A 13,485-nucleotide genomic window follows, 5' to 3' on the forward strand; every position below is an offset into this window, starting at 1 on the left:
TACGTTAAACACCAACTATTTTTTCTCGTAAATTAATAAAAAGCATATAAAGCACACAATAGGACAAAACGATACATAGCAGGATTATACTATTAGACCAAGCAAAGGTTACCTCCTGCATTTCTCTCAAACCGAGCAAGAAATACGTTAACGGTAAAAACTTTAGTAAGGATGGAAACAAATAACCGATAGTAGCCGATGAAATCATACTAATAATAACGGTGAACATTGCGAAGACAGCATTATGCATAATAAACGAAAAAATAGTGTGGACAATAAGTAATAACAATAACGTCAAGATAAATAGCGAAAAATGATTTAACAGTAGTTGCCATCCATTCGTGTTTAGGAACAACGATAAGCCTATGTCACTTTGATCTATTTGATGATTTAATAAGAAAACAACTATTCCCGTAACCCCATAACCTATTCCAAGTGTTCCAACTAAACTAATGCAAATGGCAATAAACATACTGTGAAAGCAATGACGGTAACTTTTCATTCTTAGAATGAGGTATGTTGGATGATCACGCATCTCACGTAAAATAAACGAACTAAGAAATAGGAGGATAGGTATAAAAATCAATAACCAACGTAATAAGTCGAATTGGATATTTAAAGGCATATAGAACATAAATACAATCTGATTTGCATAGCCATCTGGAATGAGATCGTCATATGAGGCATGAACAAGAATACCATTCAGTACAAAAACGCCAACGATACATAGAACATACGTAAGGTTAAAGAAAGAACGTAAATAGTAGCAAACCAATTTATTCAGCATTATTTTCTCTCTCCAATATACATATCCTTTTTTTTGATAATGTAAAATCCAATGAAATATAGTATTAAAATTAACACAATCCAATACTGTAGAATTATATAGGGAACTTCTCCTATTTCAGACATTGTGCTAGTATATTGAAAAATATTGATATGGTCATAAAATAAATAGGCAGATATCGCCGTTATTTTTGATAAAAACACACCTATATTCAACATGTTGACTAAAAGAACGACTAAACAAGCTAATAATATCCTTCCTGTAAATACATAGCTTATGTAAAAAAGCAGTCCAAAAAATATTAAAAACAACCATAACAGAATGACTGACAACGTAGTTAAGAAAGTAGGTGTGCTATTTCTCAATAACTCAGTATGATGTTTATAGTATTGAACACTATAATTACTCCATTGATTCTTAAAATCTAAGACAAATATAGCTTCAAGTACCATTATGGCAACAAGCATTAGACAGAAATATGTAGCTGACTTTGCTACTCGTAATAGGTTTGCATGATACCAATGCCGTTTTGTAGAAAAACGAAATAGCAAATAGTTTTGCACATTCCCTATTGAAAAGTATGAAATTAGCATCAATGTAAATGCAGGCATGATAACATAAAAAAGAGGATGAAACTCTGTAAGATGAAGTAATAAATCAAAGATATTTCCTTCGAGTAATTTTGTTGATAGTAACAAATTATAGAAATATAGCATCAACACAATATAAACAAAAATGATACTTTTTTTGGATGAATATAGCTTTAATTGTTTTTTACTCTTTAAACCGCTCTTCAATCTTCGATGCCCCTCCTATAAAAAATAGTGTCATCCCCACTACAACAAGCACTACGCCGTATAGAAAAGTTTGTTCAATCTGATATTGGTCGATGATATCCACATCAAATAATGCCATCGCATTTAAAGCAGGGTGAATTTTCGCCAATACTGTCACTGAAACAATTAAATAAATAAACGGTATAAATATCGCAATATATTTATTTTGAATTATCGCTGATATTCCTAAACCAAGAGTTGCAAAAATCATCCCACAACAAAACATAATTCCAATCATTATCATCATCATGAGAATTGGTGAACTTATACCGATACTTTGAAAAAAAAGCACCGGTTCCAAACTTTGCTCGGATCTTAACATTGGTACATTTAATAGAAGCTTTAAAACCATTAAAAAAGTAAAAGCAATGATAGGACCAATTGCAACAGCTATCCCTCCGGCAAGTGCATTGACAGCTAAACGAATTGTCATATAGCGGCTTTTTTTCATACGGTATTGTATATAATGATGGAATCCTGTTTGTATATCTGTTCGATAGGAATTCGCGAACGGCATGCATGCGATAATTGGAAATGTAATGACAATATATGATGCAGTACCAGCGTTATAGCCTTGTAAAAAGGCGTATACAATTGAAATCACCCCGCTATTAATCCATATTAATGCTTCCAGCATACCAATAAACACTAGTAAAATAGAGGATACCATTGTGATAAGTCCCATTTTGGATAACAATGCTCTTTTAAACTCTTGTTTGATATACATCAGCAACTCATAACACCTCAACTTTCATCATTTTTAATCAATTGATTGAATGACCAAAAATTGAGGTTTTTTATCAAATCGATTAATTAGGTGTCCACGTTCCTGCAGTATCAACTGATTCAAATGTTCCTATTGAAGTAGATATATTTAAATAAACCTTTTCTCCTACTAATGAACTCGCATTCCCTAAATAATCCATTGGAACAGTCTTACGTTCTGAGTACATTTCTTTTGTTGTTACATTTCTAGTCCCCTTTTCTACCCATGACACTAATTTGCCCCTCTGTATATACGACACTAAATTGTAAGCACTGCCCGTATTTTCTTTAACGGCATCATTAGTTTCTAAATCACTTATTACTTGAACTTTCCCTGAATATTCGTGATAAGTTGGGGACGCATTTGCAAATGAACCAAACCCTATAGTCAACAAACTAACAGCTACAATACTAGCAAAAAGTTTAGATTTCTTCATTTTGCTCTCCTTCGGATTGTAATGTGTTTCTCACTATTTTCGGTCATTCAATTATTATAATTTTACTATTATTCAGTTTATTTCGTAAAGTATTTTTTGTTAAAATCACTATATTTAATTAACATTTTATTAACAATAATATAAAGTTACTATTTTTCCATTCCATACTGTTTCGTGTTATACAAAAAGACCAGCTACTTTTTATTTATAAGTAGCTAGTCTTCCTCTATATGTTTCAATACTGTTTAGCGTTTTATCTCAAATTCCTGTGGGCCTGCATATGGTGGGGCAATGTAATATTCGTAGAAAAAGATGACAGGGTTCCCTTGTTCATTGATATAGAAGTTTTTAGATGTATACTCATCTATTCCGCCAACTCCCTTTGAAGCATAGTATTGCTCATAATACCATAATAGATTTGCATCATCTTTCGCACGTTCTTTCACTTGACGTTCAATCTCTGGATCTACTTTTTTCTCGTAATCTGGACCAAGTATATCAGCGAGTGTTAGTTCTTTTCCTGTTTTCAGGTCAATATTATAAAAATATTTCGTGTCAAACGTTAGTCCGTTTGTTGTTTCTGTTTCATTAATGATAAATGACAAAGTCTGTTCATTTGAACTTTTCACTTCGTAATCAAATTTGTATGTGCTAGGCGTATAGTCAATATCCTCGGCATCCTCTCCTTCCCCAAGGAAGTTTTTCTTAAACTCAGCTGAGTCTTGCTTTGCCTTCTCCGCAAGGCTCTCAATTTTTTCCTTAATCATCGTATTGATTTGATTTTCTATTGACGGATTAGCTATATCAGTGAATTGTGGAATTTTAATATGCGCATCAATAAAATCGGTCTTTTCTATATATTCATCAATTGTAATTACTTTGGCTACAGCCCCTAGTACAGGAACCTTTGACACCGCCAGTGCAAATGTAGGGCTTAAGTTTACAAAGAACATAAATATAAGACATGCCGTTAAAGGAATTGCAATAGATTTCATTTTCATAATTGTTACTCTCTTCTTCGGTACTGTTTCATTTTCAGCCATCGATAGTACTTTTTTTCGTATCAATTCCTTATTCGCTAAGTTTTCTTCAATAACACGTTTTAATACTTTTCGTTCATGCTCCTTCATTTAGCTTCAACCGTCCTTCCCAAACTTTTTTCGTATTTCGTGAGTGGTGCGGTAAATATGATTTTTTATCGTGGATTGATTTAAATGCAGTAATTGAGCAATTTCAGGAATTGATAGTTCAGCATAATAAAATAGGTAAAATACCTTTTGCACTTTTTGTGGTTTTGTTTGCAAAAAGCGCCAAATATCCGATAGCACTTCTTTATTTTCTAATGTAATCTCTATTTCATTTTCGTATAGCTCACTATTTATATCCGCCTGATTATATTCTTTATCTTCTTTATTTATATCAAACAACGGTATGATACTTTTTACTTTTTCCTTTAAAGAATAATGGTTGTAGATTTTAGATTTAGCGATTCGTATTACATAGGCCTCTGGATTTTTAATGTAATCGAGTCCCTTTTCCTTTAGTATTTGATAAAGCGCTAAATATATTTCTTGAATAATATCAGGAATAACACTCGTATGATTGCATTTACTAATGACATATATTAAACATTGATGATAAGTTTTGTCATAAATTTCGTTAAATTTTTCTTCGACTACTTGCGTATCCAAAGACTCACCTCCCTTTAATGATACGAGGGAATGCAATCTACGAATGATTGAACAAACATCTTGAATGTTTTAATTGATTAGTTTTGTTTCCCGGCACAATCAATTGCCAAAATAGGGATCGACTTTTTCTTCTTTTAGCGTTAAAAGTTCCGATACTGTTACAAATTCATATCCTTCTTTTTTTAGTGACATTAATAACTCTGGTAAAGCCTCTGCTGTTGCTGTATGAATATCATGCATTAATACGACAGATCTATTTGTGACATTACTTAAAATTTCTTTTTTTATCGTTATTGGATTACGACTTTTCCAATCTAGTGAATCAACAGACCAAAGAATGGTAGTATAATTATTTGACGTTGTATAGTTTAAAATATCTTGATTGTATACCCCATATGGAGGACGAAATAAAGTTGATGTTATACCTGTTGCCATTTCAATAATATTGTTCGTTTTATCTATTTCTTCTATCATTTCTTTATGCGTCAATTTCTTTAAATTTGGATGACTAAAAGTGTGATTTGCTATTTCATGACCCTCAGCAGCTACTTGTGCCGCAATATTTGGATACATTTCAACTCTGTTCCCCAACATAAAGAAAGTTGCTTTTGCATCATGCTGCTTTAAAGTTTGTAATACCCGTGGTGTTACTTTTGAGCTCGGCCCATCATCAAATGTAAGGGCTATGTATTTTCCATCTGGATTTAATGCAATTGATTCTACTACTTCTTCTATTACTTCCACATTAGGTTCAATTTCTTCTGCTATTACTTCGGTTTCTACAAGGCTTGCCTCATTACTTACAAAATTTTCAGCTTGTCCATGCTCCTCGATTTTTCCACCTAATAAGTAATAACTAGTTCCTAGCATTATAGTAAAGAACACAATGACCGCCACAATTCTAGCCCATCTAATTCTTTTCCTTCCTTTCATTCCAATACACCTTTCTTTTCTAAAATTAATCTTTATAAAATAGAAGAGAATAAGAGAGTTGAAAAAGTTTCAATGAATTTTAAAAAAATATAATTTTTTTGTAGCAATTGTGCTTTAGCATTTTTCTACCCAGCCAATCTGTAAAAAACACATTAAAAATAGCACAGTTCTGTGAATGCTACTACTTAAATGGCTTCTTTATTATAAAAAACAGGTCTCTAATGAGTACCTGTCATTTGCTATTGCTTATATGATTAATCAACAGCTTTTCCACTTGTGATTTAAGGGCCTGATTAGCGTAGCGGAGCACTACATCATTACCTGCCGTCGCGACTTGCACGTCACTAAAGTATTCATCTACAGGCTGCCATCCTACTACTCGTATGCGGTGCTGTGCAAGCTGACGTTTGAGGTTAAAATATTCTTGACGCAGTTCCTTGAGCAATGAATCCATTAAAGGTAGAAAGACTATTTTCATTTTAAATTGTTCTGTTTTTTTATAATCGATTTGCAATGACTTCACAGCTAACTCCAACAACAAATATTTGTGTAATAACTGTCTCTCCTCAGCTTTAATCATAATAATCAGCTTCCAATTGTGCTGATTGTACATGCTGTAAAGGAATGCGTTTAGTTTTTATAAGTGTCTCCAGTATAAGTTCATTGGTATTGAAATTAATCGATTTTATTAATCCAATCCATTGCGTAGTTTTACTGTCCATCCATACTTCTAACTTAATATTTATTTGCTGATTATAGGCTTGATTTATTGTTTGTTGTAATTCTTCTAACTCCCAATCCGTTAGCTCTCTTGGTGGCTCTACATATTCTATTTGTTTACACGCTCTAAGCAGCTCCAAATGTTCTGGTAACATCATCGATGCCCATTTAATATTCCCTCTATCCTTTATCATTCCACTCACTCCTATGCCAAATGACCACCAACTAAGCGATCTCGTTTAATAGCTGTACCAGCTTTTGTATAAGAAACTGCTCTTAATATTGAAGTAGCTCCAAACCTATTGCGTATTGCATCCATTGTAGGACCAATGATTTGACGTTGTGGTTTACGTTCATCAAATAAATCCAATTGAATGCTATGTTCTTTCTCTAGGTTGGATATTCTGACTGATAATTGTCGTGCTGGCTCTCCAGCAAAATGTTCATCCAGTAATTCAATACAAGCTTTATACATCACAAGCGTTTCACTTGTCGGCACTGCAATTGTTTTAGAACGATGAAACCCTTTGGTCATAGCATTGTGACTATACGAAAGACCTAAGCTGATTGTACGGCCAACAAACCCTGCATCACGTGTTCGTTTCATTACGTCTTCGCACATTTCTAGGAGCACTACCGAAATCTCTTTTCGTGTGTGATAATCCCTCATTAGCATTTGACCCTTCCCAAAACTTAAAGCTCCGTTTGTTATTAACGGCTCTCCTAATTTGGACAAATCTATTCCCCATGCATGGTAATAGAGCTGATTGCCCATTACACCAAAGCGCTTTTCTAATTCTTCTAAATCTGTATGAGCTAAACCACCAACAGTTTGTATTCCCATAGCATTTAGATTTGATTCCATTCGTTTTCCTATGCCCCACATTTCGGATAGAGGTCGTACAGGCCATAATTTCTTTGGAATATCCTCATACGTCCATTTGGCAAAACCCGTTTTCTTGGCATCAAGGTCTAAAGCTAATTTAGCTATTAACATGTTTGGACCCATACCTACTGCACTAGGTACATTAAATTGATCAAGAATAGCTTTTTGTATTTCCTTAGCCGTTTCCTCAGGCGAGCCCCATAGCTTTTCAGTGCCAGTTAAATCAACAAAGCTTTCGTCCACACTATATACATGTATAGCATCAACCGGTACGTAATTAGAAAGCAATTTGGTAATCGTCATCGACATTTGAATAAAGAAACTCATTTTAGGCTCAAACAATCTAATGTCAGGATGCTTTGGTATCTCATAGCGTCTACTTCCAGTTTTGATTTTAAATTTCTCTTTCATCAGTGGTGATGCGGCAAGTACTACGCTGCCTGGTTGGTCAAAGTTGGCTACTACTGCAACTGGAGTTTCAAGAATATCTAGCCCATGTAACATTGCTACGCAGCTTGCATAAAAACATTTCATATCGATACACATAATAGGTCTATTTGGCATTCCTTCATAATTCATACAACTTCACGTCCCTTACTAACAATAGGAATAATGGCTAGAACATTGCTGATTAAAAAAGTACGCCTTGCATGTCTTGTAAAACAAAATGCTTGAAATGAATCGCCAACAATTTTAATGACTTTTACACGCCTTTTTGTCACGGAACCATCTTTCGCTATATACATCATGTTCACTAATTGACTGCGTTGCATAACTTTAATCAGTTGCTCTCTCATCTTAGTTTCCTCCTCAGTGCCAGTCATTCAAAAATTTTTGTATCCAATAGCAACCATTTTTGTTCGCTTCAGGTTACCTAATTAGTATTGGCACAATAATTTTCCCCTTTACCTATCTTATGTAAGAACACTTGTTTGTATACATAATAGAACAAATGTTTGTATCTTGGCAAGATTAAATTTTTGGAAACAAAAAAAGACCAGTTACTCAAATAAGTCCCTGGATTATCCATATATAGTAGACGTCTGTAAAATGACTAAGCAGTATCTAAAATCGCATTTTTCTGATGTTTGTTATGTGGATTCACACAATACTAATTAATCCCAAGTACTCCCCCTACTTAAGAATGATTGAAAATTATTGAAATAAGTATAGAACATCCTATTAAAGTCTATTCTAAAAACTAAGCAAGAAATGTGAGGAGCCTACAATTCAATATGAAATTTAAACTATCTTTCTGGAAAAAGAAAACTCCTGTAGAAGTGCATATACCTAAAGAAAATTCCGAGAGAATTGCCCAATCAACAGATTGTTTTATTCAGTCAATAAAAGACGCTACGAATAATCCATATGATTTAATTATTAAGTCGCTTCCACCCAACATTACCCTTATTTATATTGATAATTTAGTGGATAAACAGACATTAAACAATGATATTATAGCTAATTTACAAAACAAAACAAATGAAACACCAGAAAACATAAAGGATAACCTCTCGATACCTGAAGTCAATGTAACCAGTCTTCTAGAGGAAGCAATAGAAGCAATGGTAAATGGGTCTGTTGTTATCCATGTAGATGAGTTCGCACAACTAATAGTAGCAAATATTGCAAGCCGAGAATCACGGTCATTGTCTGCACCTGAAAATGAATCACAAGTGATTGGAACACAGGTTGGATTTAATGAGAGCCTTGCTACGAATATTTCCTTAGTTCGTCGCTACATAGTCAACCCTGATCTATGTATTGAAAAAATAAAAGTTGGACAACGTACAAATACTTCCATCACGCTTATCTATATGAATGGTATTGCCTCCGAGCAAATGGTGAATACGTTACATCAAAGAATTAAAGATCTTAATATAGATGCGTTACTCGATAGTGCGGTTCTAGCTGAAATGATTGACGATAACTCAATGTCCGTCTTTCCTCAAATGTTGTTGACTGAAAGGCCCGACAGATTTTGCAATTGTCTATTAGATGGAAAGCTGGGCATTATCGTGGATGGTAGTTCGATGGCAATTGTTTGCCCTCAATCTTTTACTGAATTTTTTCAAAGTCAGGAAGATCAAAACTTAAGATGGCAAATTGCTACCTTTGTTCGAATATTGCGCCTTACTGCATTCTTTATATCTGTTTATTTAACACCGATCTACGTTGCAGCGTTAACTTTTCATTATGAGGTAATTCCTCAAGCTTTCTTAGTTCCATTAAGTGAGTCCAGAGCTTTAGTCCCTTTCCCACCAATATTTGAAGCACTACTTCTTGAATTTATTATTGAATTACTGAGAGAAGCTGGGGCAAGATTACCAACAAAAATCGGACAAACAATCGGTATTGTTGGTGGTATCGTAATTGGAACGGCAGCCGTACAGGCAGGTATTACAAGTAATATATTACTTATTATTATTGCATTAAGCGCCTTGGCGTCTTTCACTTCACCAAGTTATATGATGGGTAATGCTATTCGGCTTATTCGGTTCCCAATTATAATACTAGCAGGATTTTGGGGTTTTTATGGTATAATGTTGGCCTTTTGCTTTATCTTAATTCACCTTTTACGTCAATCTAGTTTAGGTGCACCGTATATGTCTCCACTTTATCCACCTAGAATGAGAGAAATGCGGGATAGTGTTATTAGAATGCCTATGCCATTAACGGCAAAAAGACCTGCCCTGACAAGGCCCTCTAATCAGGAAAAGTACGACGCTGAACCTATAAAACCGGAAGAAAGTTAAATTGAAGGTGAAATAAATGAAAAATCCGTTACAACTTAGCCCTAAAGACATGATAAATGCTTATTTGCTTTTTTTTGTTATCCACGGTGCTCAAGTAGGAGTCGGTATACAGGGATTTCAACGTATTGTGTACAAAGATGCAGGACATGATGCATGGATTTCAGTTCTGTTGGCGGGCATTGCCACACATATCGTCACTTTTTGTATGATAAAAACATTGGAAATATACGGTTCTAATGATTTATATGGGATACAGCAAGATATCTTTGGCAAGTGGATAGGCAATTTTTTGAATGCAGTGTATATAGCTTATTGTTTTGTAGCATTCTTTTCTGTTTTACGGAATTATATTGAAGTGATTCAAGCATGGATTTTCCCTAGTATAGGTACATGGTTTCTATCAGCTACTTTACTAATAATCATAATATATGCCTTCACCGGTGGACTTCGAGTAATTGTCGGTGTTTCTTTTTTTAGTATCGTACTCTCTTTATGGATTTTCCCTATGCTATTATTCCCAATGAAGTTTTCAACAGTAGATAGTCTACTCCCTATTTTAGAAACGAACTTTAGTTCAATATTAAAAGGTGCACAATCAATAACTTTTACAATTATTGGATTTGAAATTCTTAATATTATTTACCCTTTCATAAAGGACAAAAAAAACGTCAGCAAGTATGCACATATGAGTTTGTTGGCTACAACTATCCTATATCTAGCTGTGATGTTGGTTTCCATTACTTACTACAGTGAAGGAAAACTACTAAAAACAATATGGGCAACATTGACATTATTTAGTTTTATCAGCTTTCCTTTTATGGAGCGATTTGAATTTGTGGCAGTTTGTTTTTGGATGTTGATTATTTTACCAAATCTTTGTCTCTATTTATGGGCTGCTTATCGAGGAACCCTACGATTAGTAAATATAAGTGGAACGAAATTCGTGTGGATTTTCTCTATTCTTATTTTCATTGCCACATTACTCGTTCAAACGCGCACCCAAATCAATACGATTAACACACAATTCGGAAAAGTAGCTTTTTATATTATATTTGTTTATCCAATTTTCTTATTTATCATCGCCATTCTGAAAAAAACATTTATATCAAAGAAGGAGCATCAAAATGAAAAAGCTTAGGCACATTATTATTCTTCTTTTATTATTTATTTTTTTATATGGATGTGCAGAGACCAATATTCTAGATCAAGTGGGCTTAACGACTTTAGTTGGCTACGATGTTGGAAAGGAAGAGAAAATAGCTACGACTGCCGTTATTCGTGAAGTAAATCCCGAATTTCAGAGTAATGTAGAAGTCCTTACAACAGAGGATACCACTAGTAAAGGAAATCGGATGAAATCTAATCGAAAGCTAGCTAAAAAGATTATGGTCGGTCAAATGAGGGTTATATTATTTGGCGAGGAAGTGGCGAAAGATGATCTTCATTATTACATTAATACAAATCTGGAAAATGCAAGCGTAAGCAATGGTTTGTATATGGCTGTCGTAGAAGGCGAAACAGCACCATTACTTAAATACGAATATAAAAATATTGATGATATTGGTCAGCATATATATAAGCTTTTAGAACAAAACATTAAACAAGAGTATATGATATCCCCAACACTTCATGAGATTGCGCACGATTATTATACGACCGGTAAAGATATAGCTATGCCTATTTTAAAAAGAGATAAAGAACTTGTTGAATTAAGTGGAGTAGCCCTATTTAAAGGCGGCAAAATGGTCAGCAAACTCTCGGCGAAAGATAGCTTTTACATCAAGGTTGTCAGAGATACATTTAAGGTAGGGATTTTTGAAACCACATTACAAGAAGATGATGTGACCTCAACATTATTGAAAAAAGATGAGAAAATCCCTGTAGCATTTGATGCCATTCAATCCAAAAGAGACATTAAATTAGTCGATGCTTCTAAAACAGAGTTTGACCTAAACATCAAAATGAAGGCCAGAGTATTAGAAATACACAAAGATATAAATCTAGGCAATCCTAAGCAGGTAGCAGAACTTGAAGAGGCCATTAGTAAAAAATTATCAAAGGAAATATCTAGAGTTATTGCACAAAGCCAGGAAGTCCAGTCAGATGTCTTTGGTTTTGGCGAGAAATATAGAAGCACTGTGCGAAACTCGAATCTGACAAAAGAAAAATGGCATGAGATGTATAAAGACATCAAAGTGAATGTGAAGGTCGAATTTGTTATCGTAAGAAATGGTGTTTTTGAATAAATTGCATTGTTTTCGTTCAATAGTTAAAGCAAAATTATTTTGATTCCTTATTTACTTGTTGGCCAGTCATAACGGACAAAAAATCATGAAAGAATTTTTCATAATTTAAATCAAATGCAATACGATGCATTTTTTGCCCATTCTTTAGGTTTTCGTATGGTCGGGTTTCCGTAATACTTTGCCCCCGTGCAGGACCGTCTAATTTATCGACGACTGTAACAGGATAGGACTCATACGTGAACATGTCGGGATTAATGATAGCCATAATGGTTAGTGCATCGTGGAGAGGACTCCCTAAAAGTGAGGGGTCCCTTTCTTGATAAAAACGCGTATAGTATTCCATTAATAGTTTAAAGATTTTCGCCTTCCCAAAATGATCAATATAGTCAACCATGCCGGGTGTAACAATGGCTTTTTGTGTTGCATTTAAAGGAATAATTGTCACATTCGTAGCGTATGTGAGTACAATATTTACCGCAAAAGGGTCTCCATGAAAATTCGCCTCAGCGACAGTAGTTATATTTCCTGGAACCCCAAAAGCGCCACCCATAATATAAAATTCCTTCACGTTTTTCATTAAATCTTTGTAGAAGATAAACATCGTGGCAAGTGAGGTGAGCCGACCAATATTTACGATGATCAGCTCATCCTTATATTTTTTAATGATATTTACGATTTCCAAAAAATTTTCAGTTTTTAAATCGTAGTCTTCATTTAGTATGATTGGTCCAAGCCCATGTTCTCCATGAATTTCCGGAAAGTATGTTGGCTGTTCGCCAGTTAAAGGTACTTCTGCCCCTAAAATAACAGGGATTCCCTTAGGAAAATTAAACAATTTCAGCAAATATAAAATATTGGCCACTGCAACTTCTCTAGAAACATTTCCGTAATCTGCAACTAATCCAACAATTTCTATTTCTTGATGTAGTCTAGCATAGATTAACGCAGCTGTATCATCAATGCCAATATCTCCAAATAAAAGCACTTTTTTCACCAAAGAGCCCCCTTTATTTCCAATAAAGCTCACTTATAGAAGGCTTGAAATGCTTAAGGCGACACCTATTTCGAACTTTTTATCAAAATAGTACAAAGTATATTAGGAAAGTATTACATGCAGTCCATTTAACATAGAGGGTGCTTATAAAGCCTCCTACAACCTTTATTTAATAGTAAATAAAATGCAATCGTATTTTCAGAAAAGGTAACTAAACACACCCTATAGCAGTGCAAAATATGGCTGATAGATTGGATAACAATAATACGGTGGTCGAACGCCTATACTCGGTGCTAACCAAGAATAATTTAAATAATAAACCTCCACTTCCCCCGCTTTATTTTCTAATAGCCTAGTGATTTGTGGAAAAAACTCAATCATCATACTATACCCCCCTCTTTCACCCTTGAAAATTCAATGTTTTCACATAAAAA

General features: G+C 34.2%; 16 protein-coding genes. 3 read left to right on the plus strand and 13 right to left on the minus strand.

Annotated elements, in window-relative coordinates:
• Positions 1-4: 4 nt before the first annotated feature.
• From ACIQXJ_RS08325 to ACIQXJ_RS08375, 11 genes are all read right to left on the minus strand, one after another.
• Positions 5-787 (minus strand): hypothetical protein, encoded by a 783-nt coding sequence (locus ACIQXJ_RS08325; RefSeq protein WP_403052005.1) that lies wholly within the window; start codon positions 785-787, stop codon positions 5-7.
• On the minus strand, positions 787-1,584 hold the full coding sequence (locus tag ACIQXJ_RS08330) for a hypothetical protein (RefSeq protein WP_403052008.1): 798 nt from the start codon (positions 1,582-1,584) through the stop codon (positions 787-789). Before ACIQXJ_RS08330 ends, ACIQXJ_RS08325 begins: the two co-directional genes overlap by 1 nt.
• A complete protein-coding gene (locus ACIQXJ_RS08335; RefSeq protein WP_403052011.1) occupies positions 1,562-2,350 on the minus strand; it encodes a hypothetical protein in 789 nt (262 codons plus the stop codon). Before ACIQXJ_RS08335 ends, ACIQXJ_RS08330 begins: the two co-directional genes overlap by 23 nt.
• Before the next feature lie 82 nt (positions 2,351-2,432).
• Positions 2,433-2,825 carry a hypothetical protein gene (locus ACIQXJ_RS08340; protein ID WP_401011627.1) on the minus strand — a complete coding sequence of 131 codons (393 nt, stop codon included), beginning with the start codon at positions 2,823-2,825 and terminating at the stop codon, positions 2,433-2,435.
• Between the two features lie 245 nt (positions 2,826-3,070).
• Positions 3,071-3,955 (minus strand): DUF3298 and DUF4163 domain-containing protein, encoded by an 885-nt coding sequence (locus ACIQXJ_RS08345; RefSeq protein WP_403052014.1) that lies wholly within the window; start codon positions 3,953-3,955, stop codon positions 3,071-3,073.
• Between the two features lie 6 nt (positions 3,956-3,961).
• Complete coding sequence (locus ACIQXJ_RS08350; protein ID WP_403052017.1) at positions 3,962-4,516, minus strand: RNA polymerase sigma factor; 555 nt, start codon at positions 4,514-4,516, stop codon at positions 3,962-3,964.
• A gap of 99 nt (positions 4,517-4,615) precedes the next feature.
• The gene (locus tag ACIQXJ_RS08355; protein WP_403052020.1) at positions 4,616-5,449 is read right to left on the minus strand and encodes a polysaccharide deacetylase family protein; all 834 of its coding nucleotides are present in this window, start codon (positions 5,447-5,449) and stop codon (positions 4,616-4,618) included.
• A gap of 232 nt (positions 5,450-5,681) precedes the next feature.
• Entirely contained in the window at positions 5,682-6,029 is a 348-nt protein-coding gene (locus ACIQXJ_RS08360) for a YhjD family protein (RefSeq protein ID WP_403052023.1), read from the minus strand.
• The gene (locus ACIQXJ_RS08365; RefSeq protein ID WP_401011637.1) at positions 6,022-6,363 is read right to left on the minus strand and encodes a YolD-like family protein; all 342 of its coding nucleotides are present in this window, start codon (positions 6,361-6,363) and stop codon (positions 6,022-6,024) included. Before ACIQXJ_RS08365 ends, ACIQXJ_RS08360 begins: the two co-directional genes overlap by 8 nt.
• An 11-nt stretch (positions 6,364-6,374) precedes the next feature.
• Positions 6,375-7,634, minus strand: coding sequence for a Y-family DNA polymerase (locus ACIQXJ_RS08370; RefSeq protein WP_403052026.1), 1,260 nt, complete (start codon positions 7,632-7,634; stop codon positions 6,375-6,377).
• Positions 7,631-7,852: a transcriptional regulator gene (locus ACIQXJ_RS08375; RefSeq protein ID WP_403052029.1), complete on the minus strand. Its 222-nt coding sequence runs from the start codon at positions 7,850-7,852 to the stop codon at positions 7,631-7,633. The genes ACIQXJ_RS08370 and ACIQXJ_RS08375 overlap by 4 nt, the downstream gene beginning before the upstream one ends.
• A gap of 438 nt (positions 7,853-8,290) precedes the next feature.
• On the opposite strand from ACIQXJ_RS08375, the gene ACIQXJ_RS08380 reads away from it, so the two are divergent.
• Genes ACIQXJ_RS08380 through ACIQXJ_RS08390 form a run of 3 tightly spaced genes read left to right on the plus strand, consistent with a single transcriptional unit; the run spans position 8,291 to position 12,057 of the window.
• Complete coding sequence (locus tag ACIQXJ_RS08380) at positions 8,291-9,811, plus strand: spore germination protein (RefSeq protein ID WP_403052032.1); 1,521 nt, start codon at positions 8,291-8,293, stop codon at positions 9,809-9,811.
• Between the two features lie 16 nt (positions 9,812-9,827).
• Positions 9,828-10,949 carry a GerAB/ArcD/ProY family transporter gene (locus ACIQXJ_RS08385; protein ID WP_403052035.1) on the plus strand — a complete coding sequence of 374 codons (1,122 nt, stop codon included), beginning with the start codon at positions 9,828-9,830 and terminating at the stop codon, positions 10,947-10,949.
• Complete coding sequence (locus ACIQXJ_RS08390) at positions 10,936-12,057, plus strand: Ger(x)C family spore germination protein (RefSeq protein ID WP_403052038.1); 1,122 nt, start codon at positions 10,936-10,938, stop codon at positions 12,055-12,057. Before ACIQXJ_RS08385 ends, ACIQXJ_RS08390 begins: the two co-directional genes overlap by 14 nt.
• A 34-nt stretch (positions 12,058-12,091) precedes the next feature.
• Here the strand turns inward: ACIQXJ_RS08390 and ACIQXJ_RS08395 are convergent, their stop codons facing one another.
• Both ACIQXJ_RS08395 and ACIQXJ_RS08400 read right to left on the minus strand, forming a co-directional pair.
• Entirely contained in the window at positions 12,092-13,054 is a 963-nt protein-coding gene (locus ACIQXJ_RS08395) for a nucleoside hydrolase (RefSeq protein WP_403052041.1), read from the minus strand.
• A 219-nt stretch (positions 13,055-13,273) separates the two neighbouring features.
• Positions 13,274-13,435: a hypothetical protein gene (locus ACIQXJ_RS08400; RefSeq protein ID WP_403052044.1), complete on the minus strand. Its 162-nt coding sequence runs from the start codon at positions 13,433-13,435 to the stop codon at positions 13,274-13,276.
• Between the last annotated feature and the right edge of the window lie 50 nt (positions 13,436-13,485).

This window comes from Lysinibacillus sp. NPDC097868 (genome assembly GCF_044761135.1).
Taxonomy (GTDB): domain Bacteria; phylum Bacillota; class Bacilli; order Bacillales_A; family Planococcaceae; genus Lysinibacillus.